Here is a 25,713-nt window from a genome sequence, read left to right on the forward strand (position 1 = left end):
CGTGATTAATATAACTGTGATAATAATTTTAAGGATTTGATTCGTTGATCAAGTCCTGGAACAAGAGGAATCAAAAGTAGTTCTTCTGCTTGACTAGCATTAACTAAAGCGTCAAGGCTGTCTTTAACTTGTTTTGGATCACCTACAATCATACGGTGGCGATTTGATTTAATTTTTGCTTTTTGTTCAGGAGTCAATTGGTAATGATTAGCTTCTTCAATAGTAGGAAATGTTGCAAATTCATTGAAGTCTTTATTTCCTAGCATCCAGATATCTAAAGTCTTTGCTATGTTTTCAGCTTCTTCTGAAGTATCAGCTATAACTACAAATGCAGCTACCATCAAATTAGGAGACTTATTAGGATAATATTCTTCAAACTGATGATAATAAAGAGATGAAAGCTTTTTAGCTTCTGTCAATGGGTCTTTGTCCATAAAAGGAAAAACACCGAAGGTAAAGCCTAAGCCAAGTTTAGCCGCTAAATAAGCTGATTTTTGACCACTCCCCAACACATATAAGTCTGGGAAGCTAGAAAGAGTCGGTTGAACTAATGGTTCCTTACTGGATGATTCATCAATAAGCCATGACTTCAATTCCTCCAGTACCTCTTCGTAATCATGTGCTTTATGTAAGCTACGAAGTGCATTTGAAACTTTAACTGTCCCTAGTGAATTTCCTAAACCAATACTTACTCGATTCGGATGACATGTCTCTAATGTCTTGAGAGTCTCCGCGAGTTTAAAACTACTATAGTGCAGAGGCATTATACCTCCAGAGCCAATTTTGATAGATTTAGTCTGGTTAGCCAAATGCATTATCATTAATTCTGGATTGCTAATACTGAATGCCTTAACACCGTGATGTTCAGCCACCCAAAATTGATGATATCCTAGTCGCTCCGCCTCTTGTGATAAAAGAATCGTTTCTTGTATTGCATCACTTGCAGTTTTTCCATAATCAATAAGCCCATAATCAAGGACACTTAATTTCATCTTTCCTCCCTATAATTGCTTCGAAGTTCTCTAAAAACTTCTCGAGCTTCCTTTGGTAAAGATTCTCCATAATCCATCAAAGGAACAATATCTTTAAAGGAGGCTTTTGGAATCGCCAAACCTTCTAAATCACTCACTTTAATCCTTAAATTAATCTGATCAGAACGCTTAGCTTTTATTTTTTGTAAAAATTCCGGATCAACTACTAAGGGCGTGGAAGCTCCTACCATATGAGCATGTTGTAAGGCTTCAAACACCTTTGAAGCACTATTAATACCTCCAGTTGCCATAATTGGAACTCTATCACCAAAATGTTCAAATATAACTTGATTAACCAGCTGCCCTTTGTAAACTCCCTCAGAACGTATAGTATTTCTAAAGACATCATGCCCCCAGCTTGCAATAGCAAGATAATCTACCTGAGCAATCGCTAAAATTTTTTCAAGAAATTCCATAAACTCTTCAATGCTATATCCAATTTGTGAACCGCGAGTTTCTTCAGGCGTCGCTCTAAAACCAAGGATAAAATCTGACTCTGCTTCTTCTCTGATAACTTTTTGTACCGCTTTAAAAACTTCTAAGCCTAAACGACAGCGATTAGTCAAAGTTTGAGGACCATACTCATCTTTTCTTTGATTTGAGAAGGTTGAGAAAAAAGTTTGAATTAGTAATCGTTGTGCAGAAGATATTTCAACACCATCAAATCCAGCTTGTATAGCTCGTCTTGTAGCCTGGACATATTCATCGATAATCATTAGTATATCTTTGTGTGTTAGTTCTTTAACCTGATGTGGGTATGGCGATTGCAATTGCATAGGGCTGGGACCATATACATATCCGTGTCTTGCCAAAGTGTGACTTGAGAAACGTCCAGCATGCGTCAGCTGCAAAACAGCTTTCGCTCCCTTAGACTTCATTGCTTTAGCCAATTTAGTCAAACCAGGAATGTCCTCATCCTTTGAAACGCTAAAACCATATTCAAATAACTGACCATATTCTGTAACATATGCTGCTCCAGTAATTTGTAATGGAGCGGATTTAGCACGACGAACAGCATATGCTATGTCGTCATCAGTTACAAAACCTTCTGATGTAGAAGAATTAGTTACCATAGGTGATAGAACAAAACGATTTTCTAAGCTCAATCCATTGGGAAGTATTAATGGACGAAATAAATTACCTTGGACATTATTCATCTCTGCTCACCGTCCCCTTATTAGCCATAGACTTAGCCTGAAATCTATCAAACTCTGCAACTAAATCGGGCCTAATCATCAGTAAACGATCATTAAAACCTACTTGTTTAAGGCTAATCAACATACGATCAATAACATCTTCTACTGTCATAGGACAATCTAATAGATCAGATAGATTAGCCATAATTTCAGGATCTACATTTGGATAAGCAATTGGACTACCCGTATCACCTAGACCAATCTTATAAAAATCTGAAATCATTCGACTCCGCTCTTTTTGATCGCCACAAACGCTAAGGTAAATCGATACCGCAATACCATTCTTTATACGGCGCTGAGCCAAGCCAGCAAATTTTTTGCCATTTATACTAAGATCAAACTTACCAGGACAATAGGAGGTCTCTACTTCAAAGTGCTCAATAGGTTGATAAAAATCTGAAAATATACTTCTAATAAAATCGACCATTATAAGATACCCATCTGAGATAGACAATTTTCTCTCAAAAACATCTGGAATAATCAATGAAAAATTTAAAATTCCTTCATCAGCTACAACTGCGAGACCACCAAAATTCCGAACAACTGGTTCATAGCCACGACTGATGATTTCTTTTTTAGCTAATTCTAAATGTGGTAATTCTCGATCTAACATCCCCAGAATGACTGTCTTAGTCATCGGCCAAATATGCAAAATAATTTCTTGATTTGAGCGATTAATCTCCCTTAAAAATACTTCTGTCCATATAAAAGGTTTTTCCGCGTCTTGAGCATCTGTAACATAGTCTTTAAAAATAGATACAGGTAACTGCGCTAGATCTTGCCATTCCAATAAATCTGACCTCCTTTCTCTAGAAAACTCTGCAAGATTTATTTTATCGCAATCGCTTGAAATTTTCCAGTAAGTTTCCCTCAAATTCCATTACTATCAAGAAGAAATATATCTTTTATTTACGAAAAGCATTTTTTTATGTACAATATGGCTATGAAAATTTTGATTACATCAGGTGGAACTACCGAGAAAATTGATACCGTTAGGAGTATCACGAATCACGCAACAGGAGCTTTAGGAAAAATAATTGCAGAAAAATATTTACGAGAAGGACATCAGGTGACACTCGTGACTACTAAAAATGCAATCAAACCAGAATCTGCTACCAACTTATCCATATTTGAGATTGAGGACGTTGACTCATTAATAAAAACCTTGAAGCCATTAGTGAAAGAGCATGATATTTTAATTCATAGCATGGCAGTGTCTGACTATACCCCCGTCTACATGGCTGATTTCGAAAAGGTTAAATCAAGCGATGATTTAGATACTTTTTTGCGCAAAGATAACCACGAAGGGAAAATATCATCTGAATCAGAATATCAAGTCCTTTTTCTCAAAAAAACACCAAAAGTTATCAGCCTTGTAAAAAAATGGAATCCTCAAATTATTCTAGTAGGTTTTAAACTACTTGTGAACGTTACTAAAGAAAATCTTTTTAAAGTTGCTCGTCATAGCTTAATCAAAAATAAAGCTACGTTTATTTTAGCTAATGACCTCATTGATATTACCTCAAAACATCACATAGCCTACCTACTTGATCATGATAATGTGTATAAAGCTACCACCAAAGAAGACATTGCTCAATTAATTTACGAAAAGGTAAAAAAATATGATTAAACGTATTACACTAGCCGTCACCGGTTCAATTTCGGCCTATAAAGCAGCAGACCTTACAAGTCAATTAACTAAAATTGGCTATGATGTTCATATCATAATGACACAAGCTGCCACAGAATTTATTACACCGTTAACTCTGCAAGTATTATCAAAAAATCCTATTCATTTAGATGTTATGGATGAGCATAACCCAAAAATCATCAACCATATCGAATTAGCAAAACGCACAGATTTATTTATCGTTGCACCTGCCTCTGCTAATACTATTGCTCATCTAGCATATGGCTTCGCTGATAACATCGTAACAAGCGTTGCTCTTGCTATGCCTGATGAAACTCCAAAACTTATCGCACCAGCAATGAATACAAAGATGTATCATAATACAATCACCCAACGTAACATTGATATTTTGAAAAAAATAGGTTATCAGGAAATTGAACCTCGTATTAGTTTGCTTGCCTGTGGTGATACCGGTCAAGGAGCCCTAGCTGATATCTCTACTATACTTAAATGTATACAAGAAGTTGCAAATTAGGCTGTAAATTTGTATACTATTTCTAGTTTAATTTAAGGAGTTATAATGAAAAAGAAAAACAAATCCTCTAACATTGCTATAATTGCAATCTTTTTTGCTATTATGCTTGTCATTCATTTTTTGTCATCATTTATTTTTAGTTTTTGGTTAGTCCCCATTAAACCTACTTTGATGCATATCCCAGTTATTATTGCATCTATAGCCTATGGACCTCGTATTGGTGCAACTCTAGGCGCCTTAATGGGTGGGATCAGCGTAGCTAACAGCAGCATTGTTCTATTACCAACGAGTTACCTCTTCTCACCTTTTGTTGAAAATGGTAATTTTTATTCGCTAATTATTGCACTTGTACCACGTATTCTAATCGGGATTATTCCTTATTTCGTTTACAAATTACTACACAACCGCTTTGGTTTGGCTATCTCAGGTGCTATAGGCTCTCTAACAAACACAGTATTTGTTTTATCTGGAATTTTTATCTTTTTTTCAAGTACTTATAATGGGAATATCAAGCTAATGCTCGCTGGGATTATTTCATCTAATTCATTAGCTGAGATGGTCATTGCAGCTATCATTGTATATCTAACTGTTCCTCGTATTCTCAATATTAAACATTAAAAACTGGCCAGGAAGAAATCTTCCTGGCTTTTCTTACTTATATTTTATAGTCATATTGAAAAAAACATGTTATAATGAAAGCGTTTATAAATATTGAAGGAGTATTTCAATGACTTACACAGAAAATTTTCAAAAATGGTTAGATTTTGAGCAGCTTCCTGACTATCTTCGTCAAGAATTACTATCAATGGATGAAAAAACAAAAGAAGATGCTTTTTACACAAACTTAGAATTTGGTACTGCTGGTATGCGTGGTTATATTGGTGCTGGTACAAATCGTATTAATATTTATGTTGTCCGTCAAGCAACCGAAGGATTGGCAAAATTAATCGAAACTAAGGGAGAGGAAGCTAAAAAACGTGGTGTAGCTATCGCTTATGATTCGCGCCACTTCTCTCCAGAATTTGCTTTTGAGTCTGCACAGGTCTTGGCACAGCATGGAATTAAATCTTACGTATTTGAAGCTCTTCGTCCAACACCAGAACTCTCTTTTGCTGTTCGCCATTTAAATGCCTATGCTGGTATTATGGTTACTGCAAGCCACAATCCAGCACCTTTCAATGGTTATAAAGTCTACGGACAAGACGGAGGTCAACTACCACCAGCTGATGCTGATGCACTAACAGACTTTATCCGTGCTATTGAAAATCCATTTGCAGTTGAACTTGCTGATTTAGATGAAAGCAAATCAGCGGGTCTTATTCAAGTTATCGGTGAAGATGTTGATATTGAATATCTTAGAGAGGTTAAAGATGTTAATATCAATCAAGATTTAATCAATAACTTTGGAAAAGACATGAAAATTGTCTATACTCCTCTCCACGGAACTGGTGAGATGTTGACACGCCGTGCCCTTGCTCAAGCCGGTTTTGAATCTGTTGTTGTAGTAGAATCACAAGCTAAGGCAGATCCAGACTTTTCTACTGTCAAATCTCCTAACCCTGAAAGCCAAGCTGCCTTTGCTCTTGCTGAAGAACTCGGACGAGAAGTTGATGCAGATGTCTTAGTAGCTACTGATCCTGATGCAGACCGCCTAGGCGTTGAAATTCGCCAACCAGATGGTTCTTATAAAAACCTTTCTGGAAATCAAATTGGAGCGATTATTGCGAAATACATCCTGGAAGCTCATAAAACAGCAGGAACACTTCCAGAAAATGCTGCTCTCGCTAAATCAATCGTATCAACAGAATTAGTAACAAAAATTGCCGAAAGTTATGGCGCTACAATGTTTAACGTTTTAACTGGATTTAAATTCATCGCTGAGAAAATTCAAGAGTTTGAAGAAAAACATAACCACACCTATATGTTTGGTTTTGAAGAAAGCTTCGGATATCTTATTAAACCATTTGTCCGTGATAAAGACGCTATTCAAGCAGTTCTTTTGGTTGCTGAGATTGCAGCTTATTACCGTTCGCGTGGTTTAACACTTGCAGATGGTATTGATGAAATTTACAAAGAATATGGTTATTTTGCTGAAAAAACGATTTCAGTAACACTTTCAGGAGTGGATGGAGCTGCTGAAATTAAGAAGATTATGGACAAATTCCGTGAAAATGGTCCAAAACAATTTAACAATACTGATATTGTATTATTAGAAGATTTCCAAAAACAAACCGCTACTAAAAATGATGGAATAATATCTAACTTAACAACTCCTCCAAGTAATGTTTTGAAGTACACGTTAGCTGATGATTCATGGATTGCAGTTCGCCCTTCAGGAACTGAACCAAAAATCAAGTTCTATATTGCTACGGTCGGTAATGATTTAGCAGATGCAGAAACAAAAATCGCCAATATTGAAAAAGAGATTACAACATTTGTAAATTAATAAAAAAAGCTAGGAACTTACTCCTAGCTTTTTTTATATCTATCTAACGATGTTCTATTATTTTCAATTATATGAAATATAACTGCAATTAACTTCACGATCAAATAATAGAGCAGACTTACAATTAACCACGTTATCCCAATAACTGCAACTAAACCTATTAAAACAGATAATACCGTATTCTTAGTTGCTAGTTGGTTACTGATAAACCATGAAACTGCAGAAATAAATATCAGTAATAATAGTTGAAGCCTTTTTTTCATATAATTCCTCTTACTACTTTTGTGCATTTTGCATTTGATAATAAATACCTTTTTGAGCTATTAATTCAGAGTGGTTACCCACTTCTACAATTTCACCAGATACCATAACTAAAATAATATCTGCTGTTTGAATGGTAGATAAGCGATGTGCAATAATAAAGCTTGTTCTCCCCTTCATCAACATTTGGAATGCTTCTTGAACAAGAACTTCAGTACGAGTATCTATAGACGATGTTGCCTCATCTAATATCAATATTCTAGGTAATTTAAGAAAAATACGAGCAATTGTCAATAGCTGACATTGCCCCTGTGATAACGAGTCTCCAGCATCTTCTAAATACGTATCATATCCATTCGGTAATTGTTTGATAAAGAAATCTGCATTAGCTGCTTTTGCAGCCTCTATCACTTCGTCACGGCTAGCTTTAGGATTGGCATATGCAATGTTATCGTGAATCGTAGCACTTTTTAACCACGTTTCTTGTAATACCATTCCAATTTCTTGCCTTAATTGTGATGGCTCATAATCAGTAATAGGCTTACCATCTAAAAGGATATTTCCCCCGTCAACTTCATAGAAACGCATTAATAAATTGATTAAAGTAGACTTCCCAGCACCTGTTGGTCCTACAATAGCGACCTTAGCTCCTGCTGGAATGTGTAAATTAATACCATTCAATAGTGGTTTTGATTTATTATAACCAAAAACAACATTTTTAAAATCGATTTGACCCTTGACCGTTGATGAATCAAGTTTTTCTGTCCCTGTTATATTTGGTGACGATTCTTCTAAAATAGAGTAAAGGCGTTCTGCACAAGCCAGAGCACTTTGCATCTCAGACAGGACGGAAGAGATGTCATTAAATGGCTTAGTATATTGATTGACATAATTTAAGAAAGTGATTAATTGACCAACACTAAAAGCCCCTGACATAATACGAAGGGCACCAATCCCAGCTAAGAAGCCATAAATCAAACTATTGATAAATCGGGTTGATGGATTGACAGTTGAAGAATAAAAAATTGCTGATTGAGAAAAGTTAGCATACTCTTGATTAATAGTCCTAAAATGATTACTACTTTCTTCTTGCGCACTGAATGCTTGAATAAGGCTTTCTTGACTCACCATCTCTTCAATGAATTGAGTTTGTCGTCCTCGTGATGCCGTTTGATTTTGATATAAGTGATAACTCTTTTTAGCAATAAAGCGGGCTAGAAAGAGTGATAAAGGCGTCAGAAATAATACCAAAAAAAGCATTAATAAATCAATCTTTGCCATACTAAAAATAGTAACTAGAATAGTTAATAAACCAACAAAGAACTGGTTAAAAACCATTAATAAACCATTTGATAATTGCTCCGTATCGGTAGTCACACGACTAATCAAGTCACCTATGCCACGTTTATCAAGGTAAGCTATAGGCAATAGATTCAACTTTTCCATTACAGCCTTTCTTAAAGAAGCAACATAATGAAAAATTAAGCGGTTATAGAGCAGAGGATTAATCCATTGAATAATAGCATTTGCTAAAATGACTGCAATCATCTTCCACATTATAGGTAACAATAATATCATAGAATGAGGCGATAATACAACGTCTACCGCTTGTCCAATTAGAACAGGCAAATAAACAGTGAGGCAAACTTGTACAACCGTCCCTAATAATGCCATTCCTACTAAGCTTTTTTTAGAAAGAAGATCTTGAACAAGCTTTTTTTGTATCTTTTTAGGATGACTTGCTTTCATTTACTCCTCCTCCTTAAAATTTTGTGAATGGTAAATGGACTTATAAACTTTGTTATGAGCTAATAAAGATTGATGATTATCAAAACCAACTTGTTTCCCCTTATCAAGGAGTAAGATTCTATCTGCATTTTGTATACTATTAATTCTCTGTGATACAATAATAAGATTAGTTTGGTTGAAATGTTTAGTTATGGCTTTAAATAAACGAGCTTCTGTTAAATAATCCAATGCAGATGTTGCATCGTCTAAAATCAAAAATGGTATCTTATCTTGAACTAAAGCTCTTGCAATCGTCAACCTTTGCCTTTGACCACCAGAGAAATTTCTACCAAAACTCTCTACAGGGGCATCAAGTTGACCATCTTTTTCTTTTACAAAATCACTAGCTTGTGCTATTTCTAAAGCAGTCCAAAGTTTTTCCTCACTAACTTTACCAAGTCCCAAAGAAAGGTTAGAACGAATAGTTCCTTTAAACAACTGAGCATTTTGAGGAACAACTCTTACCAGGGTACGCCAATTTGAAATTGTATCTGGACTTTTTCCCTGATGATATATATCAATATCCCCTTCTTGCACTTTATAAATATGAAGCAGTAAATTAACCAAGGTTGATTTCCCAGAGCCAGTTCCACCAATTATCCCTAAAGTTTCTCCTACATTCATAGAAAAAGTAATATCAGATAAAGCTTTTTCAGAAGAATTTGGATAAGAAAATGCCATTTCTTGTACTTCTAAAGCCTTATTCGAATATTTTGGCTCAAGTTTGTCATCAATTATTTCAGACGGTCTTTCAAAAACGGCTATAATTCGCTTAGCACTGATATAACTTTGGTTCAGTGATGTCACCAACATTGTCATTTTTAACAATTCAACAAGAATTTGCAATAAGTAATTAATTAAAGCAACCAACATTCCTTGTGATAAAAGATGATTAGCTATATTTAAATTACCACGCCAAATAATCACAACCAAAGTGATATTAACAACTAGAAATGTTAGAGGCGTTACTAAACTAGAAAGCCTACCTGCTTTTAATTGTAAATTCGTATAATGATAATTGATATCATTAAATGCTTCACTCTCTCTATCTACTTGATTAAAGGCACGGATAACTCGTACACCTTGAAGTTGTTGCCTAGTCAACTTTACCAAATAATCGGTTGAAGTTCTGATTTTAAGGTAAATAGGATTTAATAGTCGAGACATTACAAAAACAATGATAAATAACGTGACAACCATTACCAAGAACCAAATAGTCAATGAGGGGCTAATGGAAAAAGCCATAATTATGGCACCAAAAACAATAATCGGAGCCCTCAAAAATAAACGTAAAAATTGATTTAAACCAGTTTGGATTTGAAATGTATCAGCAGTCAAACGAGTAATCAAACTAGCAGTTCCCAATTCATCTCTGTCTTTTTTCCCCAGTGACATGACTTTTTGGTAGAGATCCTCTGTCAATTGTCTCGTATAACCAACTGCGGCTTTTGAAGAATAATATTGAGCAGTTATCGCTACTACAACACCCACCGCAGCCAAAAAGAAAATCAATCCAATTTGCAACAGTAAACTACTTCTATCCCCTCGTGGAATGGTCTCGTCAATCATTTTTGCAATAACGATTGGTACCAAAAGTTCAAAAGAGGCTTCTAATAATTTGAAAAGGGGTCCAAAGATAGTTTCTTTGATATACCCCTTAAAATAATAAGTTAGTCTTTTCATACTTACCCTTCTTAAAACAACTCCATTATTTTTATCAAATAAAGGTTGAATTGAACTTCACGTGAGTAGTAAATATTACCACCATTTTTATAGAGCTTCCCTCCTGAAATTAAGGCGAGAGGATGATAGTAAAAGTAAGTGTCCCCGTTATAATTTCCTAGGCTGGGAGCTACAACATTTTTAGAGTAATTTTTGGCCAACTCAATGGAATTTTCACCCCCATGATCCGCTACATAATCAATATAAGAAGAACCAAAATTGTATGCTTGGACAGCAGTCCATACATCAACCTTAGCTTTTTTAGCTTGACTTATATTTTGTGACAACAGAGTGACGCCATGTTTAATACTGGTGTGGCTATCCGTAATACTGTTCGTAGTTCCACTGATACTTTCACTTGATTGCATCACATCTATAGCATCTCCCTTAGTTTCAGTATAAATCATAGATAATACTAAGTGCACATTAGCCTCTGAACCATTCTCTGCAAGAGTATTCTGCACTAAATCATGATATTGAAGCACTTTTTTAACATTTTCATGGATGATAACCAGACGGTACCCAATGAAAATAATAATAATTAATGCTATCAAACGTTTTAAAAATTTAAACATATTATTTATTTTGAATATCCTGTATGTTTTTGATTAGTATTGAGTATGTACCATCAGGGTTTTGGATAAATTCAACTGATTCGGCATCTTGGTAGACATTGTTGGGTACAATCAATTCAATACCATTTGAAAGAGATAGCTTCTGATTCTCTAACTTCTTAATTTGACGGGAATGATCAATATCACTTACTTGAACAGGTCCAGGTATTGCATCTTTCAATTCATCAACAAAAGTCAGCCTGGCTGTTAAATTATCATCAAATAATTGATCTGCTAATTTTTCTGGAGACAATTCTTGCTCTTCTTCTAAATTCTTATAAATAGCCGATTTCATTTTTGATTGGAAAGAAAAATCATCTTTGTTGAAATTTTCAGCAATTTTTTGAGCAGTCTGTTCAACCATTTTGATAGATTTTTTAACCGACTGTTCTGGTTGTACTTGTAATAAATTTTCAGAAAAATAATTAGCAAATGAACCATTGTGTTTGATACGCTTTTCAATTAAATAGTATTGCTTTGATGACTTGTTAACAACCAAAGCTTCATCTGGAGTTTGAGCAGCACTTGGAAGGTTATTCTGTGTTATTGTAATTGGCTGCTCTTGATTTTCAGAAACATGAGCAAATTGTTCCTTTAATGAGATTCGAAGAAAAGCAAAATGTTCCATTCCATCCTTGTCAAATTGAATAAAAACTAAGTCATTCGTTTTTTGATCTTCCGATATGACAAACTCTTCTTTCCAAAGTTGCGCAATTTGACAGGAAGAAACATATAAATCATCTTGTAAATGACTCATAAATACATTATCCTCTCCAAAATAGCCACGCTTAGCTTCATCAGAAAAAACTTTACTTAATTTTTTACGAAAGTAGTCATCAATCCTTGGAGTTAGGGTTAACGGAGTATCTGATAGCACTAACTCTGTGTCGTTAGGAGAAAACTGATGTATAATAATCTGTTTGATATAAAAATCCATCATAACATTAATTCTCATACAAGGGGAAAGCGTCCGTTAATGATTTAATTTCTTGACGAACTTCTGTGAGGATATCTTGATTTTCATGATTTTTGAGTGCCTTAATCATTAATTCAGCGATTCTTCGAGATTCTTCAACTCCCATTCCTCGACTAGTAATTGCTGGAGTACCAATTCGAATACCTGATGTTTTAAATGGTGATAGTCGCTCAAACGGTATAGAGTTCTTGTTAAGAGTGATATTGACTTCTTCAAGAACATTTTGTGCCTTTTTGCCATTCTCAATAACTTTTGTGACGTCTACTAAGAACAAATGATTATCAGTACCATCAGAAATCAAATGAAAGTCATCATCTTCCTTAAAAACTTTAGCCATGGCTTGAGCATTTTTAATAATATCCTCACCGTATATTTTAAAGGAAGGATCTAGGGCTTCTTTCAAAGCTACAGCTTTTGCAGCAATTACATGTTCTAATGGTCCACCTTGGAGTCCTGGAAAGACTGCAGAATTAATTTTTTTAGCAATTGCTTCATCATTGGTTAAAATCAAACCACCTCTAGGTCCACGTAGAGTCTTATGTGTTGTCGTTGTCGTTACATGAGCATAAGGAATAGGACTAGGGTGATGACCAGAAGCAACTAAACCTGCAATGTGAGCCATATCAACCATTAAGTAAGCATCTACTGCGTCTGCTATTTGACGAAATTTTTCAAAATCAATAATGCGAGAATAAGCCGATGCCCCTGCAACAATTAATTTAGGCTGCGTTTCCTGTGCTATTTTCAAAATGTTATCATAGTCTAGCATCTCCGTCTTAGGATCAACAGAATAAGAAACAAAATGATAAGTTTTTCCTGAGAAGCTAACTGAAGCGCCATGTGTTAAGTGCCCACCTGCTGCTAAGTCCATCCCTAAGACAGTATCTCCCGGCTCGATTAAAGCCATGTAAGCTGCTGCATTAGCCTGACTACCAGAATGTGGTTGAACATTAGCAAACTCAGCATTAAATAACGTCTTAGCTCGTTCTATAGCTAAACTTTCAACTACATCAACACAATCTGTTCCTCCATAATAACGATGACTAGGATACCCTTCGGCATATTTATTTGTCAAAACAGAACCTTGTGCTGCCATAACAGCTTTTGAAACAACGTTTTCTGATGCAATTAATTCAATATTATTTTGTTGGCGAATTTCCTCATCATGAATAGCCTGCCAAAGTTCTTGGTCAAATTCTTTAAAATTGTCTTTATCAAAAATCATTTTTTACTCCTTAAGCTCGTTATAACTTTTAAATAATGGTTTCAATCATTATATTTATCACATTTTTACTATTAGTTGCAAGATGATTAAATTAATTTTCAAAAATTAATTCAGGTATCGTAGCCGTTAGTACCTCTTGCGTGATTGCACCTTGCCTTAAAATCTTAACTCTATCACCAGACAAATCAATAATAGTAGAATCCACACCTGTCAATGCTTTATCATCTTCAATACCTAAAACTTGATGATTAAACTGTTTTTGAATTTCTGAGAACACACGACCACTATCACATCCAGAAATATTAGCAGAAGGACCAATCAGTGGACCATGGTTAGCAATCATATCAAGGGTTACAGGGTGCTTAGGCATCCGAAATCCTACGCTTAATAACCCAGAATTGATCCAATGCGGAACTTCTTGTGAAGCTTCCAAAATAATGGTTAGCGGTCCTGGTAAAAAAGCATCGTACAATTGCTTTAAATAGGTCGGTTGATTTTTAGAATATTTTAAAATAGTCTCAAAATCACATATATTTAAGTTCATAGCCTTATCACGAGGCCTTTTTTTAAGCTCATAGACGTGGTTCACAGCTTCTTCACTCAAAGCTTTGGCAAAAATTCCGTAGACTGTTTCTGTTGGCATAATAACTGCGCCATGATCCTCTAAAATCTGTCCCAAATCATTCATTATCTAATACCACCATTCTATCTTTACCAAATATATCTTTCAAAACTCTGCAACGATTGTTTGGAAAATATCTTTTCAATAAACTTCGTAAATCATCACCTTGTTTGTAACCTATTTCAAAATATAATTTACCTCTAGGTTGCAAATATTCTCTTGAGTTTTCAATGATTTTACGATAAATAGCTAATCCTTCTTCGTCTGCAAAAAGGGCACTATGAGGCTCTGAAGCTAGCACATTCTTCCCCACCTCGTCTTTGTCATTGTAAGAAATATAGGGAGGATTAGACACAATAATATCAAATTTACCTGAAATGTTACTAAAGACATCTGATTCTATAAAAGTCACTTCCGCATCACAATTATTAGCATTTTCCTTTGCCAAGTCTAATGCAGATACAGAAATGTCACTAGCTAGAACATCCCAAGAGGGGCGTTCTTTTTTTAGAGAAATGGCAATTGCTCCACTACCTGTACCAATATCTAAAACAGAACAATCTTCTACTTTATTCTCTGATAAGATTAGATCAACCAACTCCTCTGTTTCAGGCCTCGGAATTAAAACTCGTTCATCAACAAAGAAAATAAGGTCTCTAAAGTAAGCTTTACCTGTAATATACTGCGGTGATCTATGTTTTTTAAGCTGTTGAAAAATATTTTCCATTAATTGCTGATCAGTATCACTCACACTACTATTTTGATTTAAAAGGTAATCAGTTGTTGACCATTGTTTTAGGTCTTTTAATACATAAATAAAATTTTCGACTTCTTCACCACAAGCTTCTAATAACTGTCCGTAATGCTTGATTAACTGCGCATAATTCATTATTTATTTAAGGCTTCTAACTTTTGAGTCTGATCATACATAACAAGTGCATCAATAACTTCATCCATTTTTCCAGATAAAATAGTATCTAATTTTTGAAGTGTCAAACCAATACGATGATCTGTTACACGATTTTGTGGGAAATTATAAGTGCGAATACGTTCTGAACGATCACCAGTACCAACTGTTGATTTACGTTCAGCATCTTGTTCATCTTGAGCAATTTGCGCAAAATGGTCAGCAACACGAGCACGAATGATTTTCATCGCTTTATCACGGTTTTTTTGCTGAGTACGTTCTTCTTGCATTTCAACTTTGATTCCTGTAGGAATGTGTACCATACGAACTGCAGTAGCAACTTTATTGACGTTCTGACCACCAGCACCAGACGCGTGGTAAATATCGACGCGAAGGTCTTTTTGATCAATTTCGTATTCTACTTCTTCAACTTCTGGCATTACCAAAACAGTTGCAGTTGAAGTATGAACACGACCCTGACTCTCTGTCACCGGGACACGTTGAACACGATGAGCTCCTGATTCATATTTAAGCTTAGAATAAACTGACTGACCAGAAACCATAGCAACCACTTCTTTAATACCACCAACACCATTAACGGATGATTCCATAACTTCAAAACGCCATCCTTGAGTTTCAGCATATTTTTGATACATTGTTAAAAGATCACCAGCAAAAAGCGCTGCTTCATCGCCACCAGCAGCACCACGAATTTCTAAAATAATGTTTTTATCATCGTTAGGATCTTTAGGTAATAGAAGGATTTTTAATCTTTCTTCATACTCTTCTTTAGCTGCTTTTGATTCTTTAAGTTCTTCTTTAGCCATTTCTTCCAATTCAGCATCACCAGAAGCATCCTTGATCATTTCTTCAGCATCTGAAATATTTTGAATGACTTGCTTATATTCTCTATAAGCTGTGACAGTTTCTCGAGTATTAGCTTCTTCACGTGATAATTCCATAAATCGCTTTGTATCTGAAACAACATCTGGATCACTAAGTAACTCACCTAACTCTTCATAACGATCTTCAACTGCCTGCAATTGATCATAAATATTCATTTTTCTTTGTATCTCCTTTAAAACCGATTATCTTTTAAATATCTGGATTAAAATAATGTTTTCGACAAACTGGGATATATGTTTCATTACCACCAATTTGTATCTGATCACCTTCATAGACAGGTTTTCCGTTTTCTGTCCTTAAAACCATGGTTGCTTTCTTACTACAGTATTGGCAAATTGTTTTGATTTCATCAATCTTATCGGCCAATAATAGCAAATGTTTTGAACCTTCAAAAAGATTGTTTTGGAAATCATTTTTCAAACCAAAAGCCATGACTGGTACATCTAAGTCATCTACTACTCTAGCTAAATCGTAGACGTTTTTCTTACTCAAAAATTGACATTCATCAATTAAAATACAATAAGGCTTTTGTGGTAAATTCTGAATATAGGAGAAAATGTCCATATCATCTGAAATTGGAACTGCTTCACGACGCATTCCAATACGACTTGAAACGACTCCAAATTCATCTCGAGTATCCAAGGAGCTTGTCATAATAACCACAGGTTTTCCTTGTTCTTCATAGTTATGAGCAACTTTTAAAATTTCAATGGTTTTACCAGAATTCATTGTCCCATATTTATAATAGAGTTGAGCCAAAGCGGAAAATCCTACTTTCTATAGTATTCTACCTATTTTACCACAAAGGCTGAAGTTTTCCCAGCCATTGAAAACAGTGTGTACTTTTTCACAACATTATGTTACAATGATGCCCAATAACATAAAGGAGTAACATTATGCCATTTGTAAAAATTGACTTGTTTGAGGGACGCTCACAAGAACAAAAAAATGAATTAGCTCGCGAGGTTACTGAAGTAGTATCACGCATTGCAAAAGCACCTAAAGAAAATATCCATGTTTTTATCAACGATATGCCTGAAGGAACCTACTATCCTCAAGGTGAACTTAAGAAAAAATAAGAAATAGTAAAAGAGGTTACCCAGGTAACCTCTTTTGATAGTCTTTGCAAGCATATTTCTTGACAAATTGAAAATATTTGAAAATAAGTATTGATTTTCAAGTTAGAAAACGGTATCATTAGAATATATTGCTTTGGGGGTGGAAAATTTGCAACTTTCTCATAGTTTAAGACTCATGGGAACGACTATCGATATTCAAATTAATTCTAAAAATGCTCAAAAACAAATCCAAGAGGTCATAGAACTCTTGGAGCTCTACAAAAATCGCTTTAGTGCAAATGACTTTAATTCAGAGTTAATGGCTATAAATAATAACGCTGGTATCAAGCCTATTCAAGTACATCCAGACCTCTTTGAATTAATCACAATTGGGAAAGAGCACAGCTTAGCTAGGCCTGGTAACCTAAATATTGCTATTGGTCCTTTAGTGCAAACTTGGAGAATTGGATTTTCAGATGCTAAACTACCTAGCCCTAGTGAAATATCAGAAGCTATGATTTTATCTGACCCAACTCATATACTTCTAGATTCAAAAAATCAATCTGTTTTTTTAAATCAGATAGGAATGAAAATTGATTTGGGTGCACTTGCAAAAGGATATATCGCTGACAAAATTATAATCTATCTCAAAAATGAGATGATTGATTCTGCTATCATTAACTTAGGCGGAAACGTTTTAGTTCACGGAGATAATCCTAATCGTTCAGAAGGGTATTGGGTTATCGGTATTCAACATCCGAAAAAGAAACGGGGACAAAATATTGGAGCTGTCAAAATTAAAAACCAATCTGTTGTAACCTCAGGTACTTATGAACGCCGTCTAATTATTGACGATAAGGAATACCATCATATTTTTGATCGACAGACTGGTTATCCGATACAAACAGAGATGGCTAGCATTTCTATTGTTTCTAAACAATCCGTCGACTGTGAAATCTGGACCACAAGGTTGTTTGGCTTATCCATTAAAGAGGCTCTTGATATTTTAAACGCTGTTTCCTACATTGAAGGCATTATCATCACTAAAGATGATCGTATCTATTTATCTGATGGCTTAAAACATCATTTTCAACTATTTTATCATTAAGAAAGAGGATTTCTAATATGAAACTTATTGGCATCGTTGGAACTAACTCAAATAAATCAACAAATCGTCAATTATTACAATACATGCAACAACACTTTGCTGACAAAGCAGAAATTGAACTCATCGAAGTTAAAGACCTTCCGTTATTTAATAAACCTGCTGATAAAAATGTTCCCCAAGTAATTTTAGATATTGCTGCTAAAATTGAAGAAGCTGATGGTGTTATTATTGGTACGCCAGAATATGATCATTCTATACCTTCGGCCTTAATGAGTGTTTTAGCTTGGCTATCATATGGTATTTACCCACTTCTCAACAAACCCGTTATGATTACTGGTGCTTCATATGGAACACTTGGATCATCACGTGCACAATTACAATTACGTCAAATACTTAACGCTCCTGAACTAAAAGCAAGTGTTTTACCTGACGAATTCTTGTTATCACACTCTCTCCAAGCCTTTGATAAAGATGGCAACCTACACGATATCGAAACAAGTCAGAAGCTAGATGCTATCTTTGATGATTTTCGTCTTTTTGTTAAGATTACTGGTAAATTATCAAATGCTCGTGATTTACTTCAAAAAGAAGCAGAAAATTTTGACTGGGAAAGTTTATAAGAGTATAGAAGGGAATAACTAAGATGAAATTTGTAGGTATTGTTGGCTCAAATGCAGAGCAATCATATAATCGTATGTTGCTTGAATTTATTCGCAAGAATTTTAAAACCAAATTTGAATTGGAAGTCCTTGAAATCGATGATATTCCAATGTTTAATCAAGTCCAAAATTGGGAAGAAAGTTTCCAACTTCGTCTTCTTAATAATAAGATCACACGAGCTGATGGCGTTATTATTGCCACTCCTGAACATAATCATACTATTACGGCCGCTCTTAAAAGTGTGCTTGAGTGGCTCTCATTTGCTGTGCATCCACTCGAAAATAAACCTGTTATGATTGTCGGTGCTTCATATTATGATCAAGGCACATCACGTGCTCAAATACACCTTCGTAAAATCCTTGATGCTCCTGGCGTTAATGCTTACACACTTCCAGGAAATGAATTCTTATTAGGAAAAGCTAAAGAAGCCTTTGATGATAATGGAAACATTATCAATCCTGGGACTGTTCAATTTTTAGAAACTTGTCTTGATAATTTTATCAAATATGTAGGAGTTGTATCATCATTGAGAAAACCTAAAGCTATTGAATCTGAAGACCTCTACTGTCAGGGACAAATCGATACAACCATTACTGGTATCGATCCAGATGATCCTGATTGGTTAGACAAGGCAGCCGAGAAAGTTAACGCCGTTGAAGGGGATGCTTACGTTAAACTAGACAATGGTTTACTTACTGTTAACCAACTTAATATGTTTTTAAATGCTATGCCATTTGAGCTAACATATGCAGATGATAATAATCAATTTCTATATTACAATAATAATCATCCAGATCCAGATACAATGTTAGGAAAACGTGTTCGTGAACAAGTAGGAAACCGTATGGCCACAGTTCATGGTAGTTTACCACCGGCACGAATGAAAAATGTTGAATGGGTTATCGGTACTCTTCGTAATGGAAATCAAGAATATGTACGTACAGTCGTTCCTGGTACACCTCCAGAAGTTATCAATACTCACAACTATCAAGCTATGTACTACCCAGACGGATCTTATGCTGGTATTAATGAAATTATCTTTAACTTTAAACCGTGGTTAGATTGGTACCTCCAAACTACTGGACAACGTTTGGTCGGTGGAACTACTGCTGCTCCTGGAGCTTCAGCAGTTGACGCTACTTCTAGCGCTTCAACTAGCACAGAGGATGCTCCCGTTGATCAAGCCACAGATGCCACTTCTGGTGCCTCTGAACATTAATCTCCTCGCTTTTGAGGATCTGATACCTTAAAAAGATATCAAGATCCTCCTTTTTAAGATTTAATCAAGTTAATAAAATCACATAAAAGGAATATACTATGTCACTTTTTCAAGAAAAAATTGCTTACAATTGCGCTAAAAAGGAAGCGCTTTATAAAGAGAGTTTAGGACGCTACGCCTTGAGATCAATGCTAGCAGGGGCTTATTTGACAATGAGTACTGCTGCCGGTATCGTCGCAGCTGATACTATTGGTAAAATTTCTCCTGCTCTATCAGGTTTTGTATTTGCTTTCATCTTTAGTTTTGGACTTATTTATGTTTTAATATTTAATGGTGAATTGGCGACATCTAATATGCTTTATCTCACTGCAGGAGCCTATAATAAAAATATCTCTTGGAAAAAAGCCATAACAATTTTAATTTATTGTACTTTTTTCAACCTCGTTGGTGCTTGTATATTAGCTTGGTTGTTTAATCAATCGTACTCATTCCAGCATTTAACAAATGATAGCTTTTTAGGGCATGTCGTTGCTAAAAAGTTAGGAAAACCTAGTTCAGGAGCTTTCCTAGAAGGTATTATTGCTAATATGTTTGTGAATTTAGCTATCCTTGCTTACATGTTATTAAAAGAAGAATCGGCAAAAATGACGGTTATTTTATCTGCTATTTTTATGTTTGTTTTTCTATCAAACGAACACTTAATTGCTAATTTTGCATCCTTTATGTTAGCTGCTTTTAGCCATATCGAACATATTAAAGATTTTACTCTTCTAAACGTTATCCGCCAATGGACACTTGTATTTTTTGGTAACTGGATAGGAGGGGGCGTTTTCATCGGCCTAGCCTATGCTTGGTTAAATAAAACAAAAACTTCTCACCATGAATAAAAGAAAAACTGAGTAATTTATTACTCAGTTTTTCTTTTATATTCTCATCATGAAATCAATAACTAAAAATTAACTTTTTTGATAAATAAAGAAAAGTATCATATTAATTTTTTAGGCAATCCATTCAAAATGATATTTAAAACAACAGCTGTCAGGGTTGAGATAACAATACCATTTGTCAAAAACATTTGTAAAGTATTAGGAAGACTAATGAAGAGATTTGTCCCATTAAAACCTACTCCTGCTGCAATTGATACGGCTGCAATGATAAAGTTATGCTCATTATGCTCAAAATCAACCTGATTAAGCATTTTCATCCCTTGAAGTGCTACCATACCAAATAAAACTAACATAGCACCACCAAGAACTGGACTTGGAATCATTTGAGCCATTGCGCCAAATTTAGGTAACAAGCCAAGTATAACTAAGAAGAGAGCTGTAAAATATATCGGCTTACGCGTACGTATCCCAGATATCTGTACCAGTCCCACATTTTGAGAAAAACCGGTATATGGAAAGGTATTAAATAAGCCGCCAAGTAATACTGCCAATCCTTCTGAACGGTAACCATTACGAAGTCTCTTACTGTCTAATTTATCGTTTGTAATATCTGAAAGCGCAAGGTAAACACCTGTTGATTCTACCATAGAAACTGTTGCAATAATACACATCATTAAAATAGAAGTAAATTCAAATCTAGGAGCTCCAAAATAAAATGGCTTCGGAATATGTACAAGTGGTGCTTCTGCTACCACAGAAGCATCAACTAAGCCCATAAATGCTGCAAGAATTGTACCTGATATGAGTCCAATAAGGATTGAAATTGACTTCAAAAAGCCTTTTGCGAAAATATTAATTAATAAAACAACACCAATCGTTACCAGTGATAAAGTTAAAGATTGTAAGCTCGGTTCTTTTGCATTATCACCCATATTTCCCATCGCAACTGGTATTAATGTCAAACCAATTGTAGTAATAACTGATCCTGTTACAATTGGAGGAAAGAAATTTGCAACTTTAGAAAAAATGCCAGCAACTAAAACGACATATATTCCTGAAGCAATTAAAGCTCCAAACATATAGCCGGAACCTTGTTGTGCACCAATAATTGATAAAGGAGCTACAGACTGAAAGGCACACCCTAATACAACTGGAAGACCCACTCCAAAGTGCTTACTTAATTGTAATTGTAATAAGGTGGCAATCCCACACATAAAAATATCTGTCGCAATAAGATAAGTTAGTTGCTCAGCATTATAACCAAGAGCACTAGCAATCATGATAGGTACAAGAATGGATCCTGCATACATAGCTAACAGGTGTTGCAAGCCTAGAAGTGCTGCTTGCGAGTTACTTTGCTCATTAAATTTCATTAAGCATCAGCCTCCGCAAAAACAACTCGACCATTTTCAAACGCTTTAATACGAGCAAGAGAAGTAACTGGAACACCTGTTTTTTCTAACAAATCACGCCCATCTTGGAAAGATTTTTCAATAACGATTCCGATACCAGCAACCTTAGCTCCAGCTTGACCAATAATTTCAAGTAATCCTTTAGCCGCTTGACCGTTTGCTAAAAAGTCATCAATGATGAGTACAGTATCATCGTTAGATAAAAAGCGACTCACAATAGAAACTTGACTCGTAACTTGCTTTGTAAAAGAATACACTTCAGCAGTTAAGATACCTTCAGTCATAGTAATGTTCTTAGCTTTTTTAGCAAATATCATTGGTACGCCCAATGCTTGAGCTGCGTACACTGCTGGTGCAATTCCAGATGCTTCAATCGTAACAACCTTCGTAATGCCGGCTTCTTTATATTTATCAGCAAAAACTTTACCTATTTCCTGCATTAACTCAAAATCTACCTGATGAGTCAAAAAAGAATCAACCTTTAAAATGTTCTCACCTAAAACATCACCATCTTTAAGAATACGTTCTTCCAATAACTTCATAATAACCCCTTCACTCTTTAGAAAATAAAAAAATAACTTACCTCAATCAGAGGACACAAATCTCCTCTAATTTATCGCTTCATTAACATGAACCAACAGGCAAGCTATTTATTAGCTTACTTATTGTTAGACATTACGGTGTCTTGTAGAGACGCTAAGCCAATCCTCAGCATAAATAAGTAAATCATATATTTAATTGTTATGTATGATAGATAACTATTGTAACATTTTTAATTAAGATTTCAAGATTTAATTTAAATGGAATCACCATTCCAAATAGAATTTTTAACAATAACGTAATCAACGTGTCTCAAGCTATCCAATTCTTTTCCTCCTGCGTAAGAAATAGAACTTTGCAAATCTTGTTGCATTTCTGTCAAAGTATCCTCTAGTCGCCCTTTAACAGGTAATAGAATTTTCTTACCTTCAACATTTTTATGTTCTCCCTTTTGATATTCAGAAGCTGAGCCATAGTATTCTTTAAATTGCTGTCCATCTACTTCCACAAGTTTTCCAGGACTTTCAAGGTGACCAGCAAACAGCGAACCAATCATTACCATACTAGCACCAAAGCGGATAGATTTTGCAATATCCCCATGTGTTCGAATACCACCATCAGCAATAATTGGCTTGCGAGCAGCTTTAGAACACCAACGTAAGGCAGCTAATTGCCAACCTCCAGTACCAAAACCTGTCTTGACTTTAGTAATACAAACTTTACCAGGTCCAATACCAACTTTAGTTGCATCTGCACCTGCATTTTCCAATTCTCTAACAGCTTCAGGCGTTCCTACATTTCCAGCAATAACGAAAGTTTCTGGAAGCTCTTGTTTAATGTGTTGGATCATCTCTATAACACTGTTAGAATGGCCATGTGCAATATCAATAGTGATAAACTCAGGAGCATCTTCTTTCAGACTTGTCACGAAGTCATATTCATAGTCTTTGACCCCAACCGAAATCGATGCAATTAAACCTTTATCATGCATACGCTTGATAAAAGGTTTTCTTTCTTCTTCATTAAAACGGTGCATAATATAAAAATAACCTTCACACGCTAATGTTTCAGCTACCTCTTCATCAATAATAGTCTGCATATTAGCAGGGATTACTGGAAGTTTAAAGGTATAGTTTCCAAGTTTGACACTTGTGTCAGCTTGTGAGCGGCTAGATATAATACACTTGTTTGGTATTAATTGAATATCTTCATAATCAAAAACAGGAATATCGTTAAACATAATGGTTCTCCTAATGAGTAAAATGACCTTCCTATAACTTTGTATAACAAAGCATCGCTAGGTAAAAACATACCTTTCCTTTTTAAATTATAGACTTTATTTATTTTTAGTCAATTTTTGATCAATTTATTTGAATAATGTTCGTTTTTTCAAAATAAATGTAAAATCCTATAGAGCAGTACTCTATAGGATTTTACATTTATTATATTGCTTTTCTTTTTCGAAGATAAGTTAATCCTACAATAGCTAAGATAACAACAATGATAACGAATAGAACTGCAAATTGACTACCGATTATAGCTCCATTTTTCGGAATAGCTACTTGTCCGATGGTAAAAATTTGTGAGGCTACTGCGGTTGCAAAAGCTCCCGCAAATTGTTGTAGTGTATTTAAGATACTATTACCATCCGCTGACTGTGCTGGCTTTAGTTTTGTTAAAGCTGTCGTAACCATATTACTTGCTCCAATCCCCATACCAATTTTAGTAAGAATATCAAAGGCTAAAAGTACTACAACAAACTTCGCAGGAATGAATATAGCTGTACCAATTAAACCTATCAAAGAAAGGGAGATACCTATCATAATTGGCTTAAATGCACCAATTTTATCCAGGAGATAACCTGCAAAAGGGGATAAAAAAACTACTGCTATTGCACCTGGAAACATAAACAAACCAGCTTTGGTTGAAGTTTGATGTAAAACAAGTTGCAAGAGGTTAGGTAATAAGAACGAAAGTGCTAGAGGAATCATTTGAAAAGCCAGGACGCCATACAATAAGATTGAGAAATCTTTATCTTTAAAAACATTCAAATTCAAAAATTCTAGCTGTTTATTTAAATAGTAAAAAATAACAAAACTAACAATAGCTACTAATAAGTAAAAAATAGACATCTTTTCAATAGCTAAAAGAAGGGTTGCCAAGCCAATACCTAAACTGACAAAGGCAGGAAAATTGAGTTTATCATTAATTCTTACTTGACGTTTGGGAATAGAAGCCAAACCTATAAAGGTAGATATGATAAGTATTGGTGCCAGAAGCATAAAAATCATCTTCCATCCTAACATTCCTGAAATGACACCACCATAAGTAGGTCCAACTGCCGGTGCTAAAAGTGTGACCATAGCAGCTACTCCCATCATTAGTCCTCTACGCTCCATCGGGATTTGTGTAAGAATGATATGAAACAATAAAGGGAGGGCTAATCCTGTCCCAACACCTTGCAAGACTCTCCCTACTAACAATATAGCTAAATTAGGGGCAAAGCTATCAATTAAAACACCAGATAAAAAAAGCACATTTGCCAATGTAAAAATTTGTCTCTCTGATAAATTTTTAATCATAAATGCTGACAAAGGCACAGTCACAGCAACAGCTAACAAATTTCCTGTTGTCACCCATTGAATAACAGCGGGGTTAACCCCAAATTCTTTCATCAAAAGCGGAAAAGTGACATTCATAGATGTTTCAATAAGAATCCCTGAAAAACCTAATATAGCCGTTGTAATTATGGCAGGCATAATACGCCATCCCTTTTTAGTCATTAAAATCTCCTTACTTTGATTATTATCATAAAATAGAGCACCCCGCTAAATCAAGGTGCTCCATTTAATTCATTAGAATTAAAATTAAATTGTTTATATTAGTTGTCAAAGGACAATCAACAGTTCTTATTATATCAAATAAAGCTAAGAAAAACAAAGAGTTTTTTGAATATTAATGCCTTCACTT

General features: G+C 35.0%; 26 protein-coding genes and 1 riboswitch. Of the genes, 9 read left to right on the plus strand and 17 right to left on the minus strand.

Annotated elements, in window-relative coordinates; genetic code table 11:
* Window positions 1–5: 5 nt before the first annotated feature.
* Genes EGX96_RS10705 through EGX96_RS10715 form a run of 3 tightly spaced genes read right to left on the minus strand, consistent with a single transcriptional unit; the run spans window position 6 to window position 3,017 of the window.
* Entirely contained in the window at window positions 6–992 is a 987-nt protein-coding gene (locus EGX96_RS10705; RefSeq protein WP_000778223.1) for an MsnO8 family LLM class oxidoreductase, read from the minus strand.
* On the minus strand, window positions 989–2,188 hold the full coding sequence (locus EGX96_RS10710; RefSeq protein WP_001067079.1) for an NADH-dependent flavin oxidoreductase: 1,200 nt from the start codon (window positions 2,186–2,188) through the stop codon (window positions 989–991). The genes EGX96_RS10705 and EGX96_RS10710 overlap by 4 nt, the downstream gene beginning before the upstream one ends.
* Window positions 2,181–3,017, minus strand: coding sequence for a lipoate--protein ligase family protein (locus tag EGX96_RS10715; protein WP_000455156.1), 837 nt, complete (start codon window positions 3,015–3,017; stop codon window positions 2,181–2,183). Before EGX96_RS10715 ends, EGX96_RS10710 begins: the two co-directional genes overlap by 8 nt.
* A 153-nt stretch (window positions 3,018–3,170) precedes the next feature.
* On the opposite strand from EGX96_RS10715, the gene coaB reads away from it, so the two are divergent.
* The 4 genes from coaB (at window position 3,171) to EGX96_RS10735 (ending at window position 6,838) form a co-directional block, all read left to right on the plus strand.
* Window positions 3,171–3,857 (plus strand): phosphopantothenate--cysteine ligase, encoded by a 687-nt coding sequence (gene coaB / locus EGX96_RS10720; RefSeq protein ID WP_032456578.1) that lies wholly within the window; start codon window positions 3,171–3,173, stop codon window positions 3,855–3,857.
* Complete coding sequence (coaC, locus tag EGX96_RS10725; protein WP_000595814.1) at window positions 3,850–4,392, plus strand: phosphopantothenoylcysteine decarboxylase; 543 nt, start codon at window positions 3,850–3,852, stop codon at window positions 4,390–4,392. The genes coaB and coaC overlap by 8 nt, the downstream gene beginning before the upstream one ends.
* Window positions 4,393–4,437: 45 nt before the next feature.
* Entirely contained in the window at window positions 4,438–5,010 is a 573-nt protein-coding gene (locus tag EGX96_RS10730) for an ECF transporter S component (RefSeq protein WP_000728786.1), read from the plus strand.
* A 109-nt stretch (window positions 5,011–5,119) separates the two neighbouring features.
* Window positions 5,120–6,838 (plus strand): phospho-sugar mutase, encoded by a 1,719-nt coding sequence (locus EGX96_RS10735; protein WP_000222543.1) that lies wholly within the window; start codon window positions 5,120–5,122, stop codon window positions 6,836–6,838.
* Window positions 6,839–6,861: 23 nt separating this feature from the next.
* Here the strand turns inward: EGX96_RS10735 and EGX96_RS10740 are convergent, their stop codons facing one another.
* From EGX96_RS10740 to EGX96_RS10785, 10 genes are all read right to left on the minus strand, one after another.
* Entirely contained in the window at window positions 6,862–7,101 is a 240-nt protein-coding gene (locus EGX96_RS10740) for a hypothetical protein (protein WP_000746858.1), read from the minus strand.
* Between the two features lie 13 nt (window positions 7,102–7,114).
* Window positions 7,115–8,848 carry an ABC transporter ATP-binding protein gene (locus tag EGX96_RS10745; RefSeq protein WP_000647638.1) on the minus strand — a complete coding sequence of 578 codons (1,734 nt, stop codon included), beginning with the start codon at window positions 8,846–8,848 and terminating at the stop codon, window positions 7,115–7,117.
* A complete protein-coding gene (locus tag EGX96_RS10750) occupies window positions 8,849–10,570 on the minus strand; it encodes an ABC transporter ATP-binding protein (RefSeq protein ID WP_000826946.1) in 1,722 nt (573 codons plus the stop codon).
* A gap of 11 nt (window positions 10,571–10,581) precedes the next feature.
* Window positions 10,582–11,184 carry a lysozyme family protein gene (locus EGX96_RS10755; RefSeq protein WP_000472259.1) on the minus strand — a complete coding sequence of 201 codons (603 nt, stop codon included), beginning with the start codon at window positions 11,182–11,184 and terminating at the stop codon, window positions 10,582–10,584.
* 1 nt (window position 11,185) lies between these two features.
* The gene (locus EGX96_RS10760) at window positions 11,186–12,163 is read right to left on the minus strand and encodes a nucleoid-associated protein (protein ID WP_000968655.1); all 978 of its coding nucleotides are present in this window, start codon (window positions 12,161–12,163) and stop codon (window positions 11,186–11,188) included.
* Window positions 12,164–12,167: 4 nt separating this feature from the next.
* Entirely contained in the window at window positions 12,168–13,424 is a 1,257-nt protein-coding gene (glyA, locus tag EGX96_RS10765; protein ID WP_000575545.1) for a serine hydroxymethyltransferase, read from the minus strand.
* A gap of 91 nt (window positions 13,425–13,515) precedes the next feature.
* Window positions 13,516–14,112 carry an L-threonylcarbamoyladenylate synthase gene (locus tag EGX96_RS10770; RefSeq protein ID WP_000998735.1) on the minus strand — a complete coding sequence of 199 codons (597 nt, stop codon included), beginning with the start codon at window positions 14,110–14,112 and terminating at the stop codon, window positions 13,516–13,518.
* On the minus strand, window positions 14,105–14,935 hold the full coding sequence (gene prmC / locus EGX96_RS10775; protein ID WP_001104948.1) for a peptide chain release factor N(5)-glutamine methyltransferase: 831 nt from the start codon (window positions 14,933–14,935) through the stop codon (window positions 14,105–14,107). The genes EGX96_RS10770 and prmC overlap by 8 nt, the downstream gene beginning before the upstream one ends.
* Window positions 14,935–16,014 carry a peptide chain release factor 1 gene (gene prfA / locus EGX96_RS10780; RefSeq protein ID WP_001028826.1) on the minus strand — a complete coding sequence of 360 codons (1,080 nt, stop codon included), beginning with the start codon at window positions 16,012–16,014 and terminating at the stop codon, window positions 14,935–14,937. The genes prmC and prfA overlap by 1 nt, the downstream gene beginning before the upstream one ends.
* A gap of 34 nt (window positions 16,015–16,048) precedes the next feature.
* Window positions 16,049–16,618, minus strand: a complete 570-nt coding sequence (locus EGX96_RS10785; protein ID WP_000068112.1) for a thymidine kinase — start codon at window positions 16,616–16,618, stop codon at window positions 16,049–16,051.
* Window positions 16,619–16,755: 137 nt separating this feature from the next.
* Here EGX96_RS10785 and EGX96_RS10790 point away from each other — a divergent pair, with 137 nt between their 5' ends.
* The 5 genes from EGX96_RS10790 (at window position 16,756) to EGX96_RS10815 (ending at window position 20,791) form a co-directional block, all read left to right on the plus strand.
* Window positions 16,756–16,938 carry a 4-oxalocrotonate tautomerase gene (locus EGX96_RS10790; RefSeq protein ID WP_001117229.1) on the plus strand — a complete coding sequence of 61 codons (183 nt, stop codon included), beginning with the start codon at window positions 16,756–16,758 and terminating at the stop codon, window positions 16,936–16,938.
* A 148-nt stretch (window positions 16,939–17,086) separates the two neighbouring features.
* Window positions 17,087–18,025, plus strand: coding sequence for an FAD:protein FMN transferase (locus EGX96_RS10800; RefSeq protein WP_001177176.1), 939 nt, complete (start codon window positions 17,087–17,089; stop codon window positions 18,023–18,025).
* Window positions 18,026–18,042: 17 nt separating this feature from the next.
* Window positions 18,043–18,645 (plus strand): NADPH-dependent FMN reductase, encoded by a 603-nt coding sequence (locus tag EGX96_RS10805; RefSeq protein WP_000766628.1) that lies wholly within the window; start codon window positions 18,043–18,045, stop codon window positions 18,643–18,645.
* Between the two features lie 23 nt (window positions 18,646–18,668).
* Window positions 18,669–19,904, plus strand: coding sequence for an NAD(P)H-dependent oxidoreductase (locus EGX96_RS10810; protein ID WP_000673645.1), 1,236 nt, complete (start codon window positions 18,669–18,671; stop codon window positions 19,902–19,904).
* Window positions 19,905–20,002: 98 nt separating this feature from the next.
* A complete protein-coding gene (locus tag EGX96_RS10815) occupies window positions 20,003–20,791 on the plus strand; it encodes a formate/nitrite transporter family protein (protein ID WP_000051847.1) in 789 nt (262 codons plus the stop codon).
* A gap of 98 nt (window positions 20,792–20,889) precedes the next feature.
* Here the strand turns inward: EGX96_RS10815 and EGX96_RS10820 are convergent, their stop codons facing one another.
* The 4 genes from EGX96_RS10820 to EGX96_RS10835 form a co-directional block, all read right to left on the minus strand.
* On the minus strand, window positions 20,890–22,164 hold the full coding sequence (locus EGX96_RS10820) for a nucleobase:cation symporter-2 family protein (protein WP_000671140.1): 1,275 nt from the start codon (window positions 22,162–22,164) through the stop codon (window positions 20,890–20,892).
* On the minus strand, window positions 22,164–22,745 hold the full coding sequence (locus EGX96_RS10825) for a xanthine phosphoribosyltransferase (RefSeq protein ID WP_000770389.1): 582 nt from the start codon (window positions 22,743–22,745) through the stop codon (window positions 22,164–22,166). The genes EGX96_RS10820 and EGX96_RS10825 overlap by 1 nt, the downstream gene beginning before the upstream one ends.
* Window positions 22,746–22,848: 103 nt before the next feature.
* A riboswitch (purine riboswitch) is annotated at window positions 22,849–22,944 on the minus strand.
* Between the two features lie 55 nt (window positions 22,945–22,999).
* A complete protein-coding gene (gene guaC, locus EGX96_RS10830) occupies window positions 23,000–23,983 on the minus strand; it encodes a GMP reductase (protein ID WP_000481327.1) in 984 nt (327 codons plus the stop codon).
* Window positions 23,984–24,185: 202 nt separating this feature from the next.
* Complete coding sequence (locus tag EGX96_RS10835; protein WP_000162146.1) at window positions 24,186–25,526, minus strand: MFS transporter; 1,341 nt, start codon at window positions 25,524–25,526, stop codon at window positions 24,186–24,188.
* Window positions 25,527–25,713 lie beyond the last annotated feature (187 nt).

It is taken from the genome of Streptococcus sp. FDAARGOS_520, from assembly GCF_003812685.1.
In the GTDB taxonomy this organism is placed as follows: domain Bacteria; phylum Bacillota; class Bacilli; order Lactobacillales; family Streptococcaceae; genus Streptococcus; species Streptococcus agalactiae.

Excerpts from the sequence above, each read along its gene's own strand:
- EGX96_RS10705 (WP_000778223.1), bottom strand. The coding sequence starts at position 992 with ATGAAATTAAGTGTCCTTGATTATGGGCTTATTGATTATGGAAAAACT.
- EGX96_RS10710 (WP_001067079.1), bottom strand. The coding sequence starts at position 2,188 with ATGAATAATGTCCAAGGTAATTTATTTCGTCCATTAATACTTCCCAAT.
- coaB (WP_032456578.1), top strand. The coding sequence starts at position 3,171 with ATGAAAATTTTGATTACATCAGGTGGAACTACCGAGAAAATTGATACC.
- coaC (WP_000595814.1), top strand. The coding sequence starts at position 3,850 with ATGATTAAACGTATTACACTAGCCGTCACCGGTTCAATTTCGGCCTAT.
- EGX96_RS10730 (WP_000728786.1), top strand. The coding sequence starts at position 4,438 with ATGAAAAAGAAAAACAAATCCTCTAACATTGCTATAATTGCAATCTTT.
- EGX96_RS10735 (WP_000222543.1), top strand. The coding sequence starts at position 5,120 with ATGACTTACACAGAAAATTTTCAAAAATGGTTAGATTTTGAGCAGCTT.
- EGX96_RS10740 (WP_000746858.1), bottom strand. The coding sequence starts at position 7,101 with ATGAAAAAAAGGCTTCAACTATTATTACTGATATTTATTTCTGCAGTT.
- EGX96_RS10745 (WP_000647638.1), bottom strand. The coding sequence starts at position 8,848 with ATGAAAGCAAGTCATCCTAAAAAGATACAAAAAAAGCTTGTTCAAGAT.
- EGX96_RS10750 (WP_000826946.1), bottom strand. The coding sequence starts at position 10,570 with ATGAAAAGACTAACTTATTATTTTAAGGGGTATATCAAAGAAACTATC.
- EGX96_RS10755 (WP_000472259.1), bottom strand. The coding sequence starts at position 11,184 with ATGTTTAAATTTTTAAAACGTTTGATAGCATTAATTATTATTATTTTC.
- EGX96_RS10760 (WP_000968655.1), bottom strand. The coding sequence starts at position 12,163 with ATGATGGATTTTTATATCAAACAGATTATTATACATCAGTTTTCTCCT.
- glyA (WP_000575545.1), bottom strand. The coding sequence starts at position 13,424 with ATGATTTTTGATAAAGACAATTTTAAAGAATTTGACCAAGAACTTTGG.
- EGX96_RS10770 (WP_000998735.1), bottom strand. The coding sequence starts at position 14,112 with ATGAATGATTTGGGACAGATTTTAGAGGATCATGGCGCAGTTATTATG.
- prmC (WP_001104948.1), bottom strand. The coding sequence starts at position 14,935 with ATGAATTATGCGCAGTTAATCAAGCATTACGGACAGTTATTAGAAGCT.
- prfA (WP_001028826.1), bottom strand. The coding sequence starts at position 16,014 with ATGAATATTTATGATCAATTGCAGGCAGTTGAAGATCGTTATGAAGAG.
- EGX96_RS10790 (WP_001117229.1), top strand. The coding sequence starts at position 16,756 with ATGCCATTTGTAAAAATTGACTTGTTTGAGGGACGCTCACAAGAACAA.
- EGX96_RS10805 (WP_000766628.1), top strand. The coding sequence starts at position 18,043 with ATGAAACTTATTGGCATCGTTGGAACTAACTCAAATAAATCAACAAAT.
- EGX96_RS10810 (WP_000673645.1), top strand. The coding sequence starts at position 18,669 with ATGAAATTTGTAGGTATTGTTGGCTCAAATGCAGAGCAATCATATAAT.
- EGX96_RS10815 (WP_000051847.1), top strand. The coding sequence starts at position 20,003 with ATGTCACTTTTTCAAGAAAAAATTGCTTACAATTGCGCTAAAAAGGAA.
- EGX96_RS10820 (WP_000671140.1), bottom strand. The coding sequence starts at position 22,164 with ATGAAATTTAATGAGCAAAGTAACTCGCAAGCAGCACTTCTAGGCTTG.
- EGX96_RS10825 (WP_000770389.1), bottom strand. The coding sequence starts at position 22,745 with ATGAAGTTATTGGAAGAACGTATTCTTAAAGATGGTGATGTTTTAGGT.
- guaC (WP_000481327.1), bottom strand. The coding sequence starts at position 23,983 with ATGTTTAACGATATTCCTGTTTTTGATTATGAAGATATTCAATTAATA.
- EGX96_RS10835 (WP_000162146.1), bottom strand. The coding sequence starts at position 25,526 with ATGACTAAAAAGGGATGGCGTATTATGCCTGCCATAATTACAACGGCT.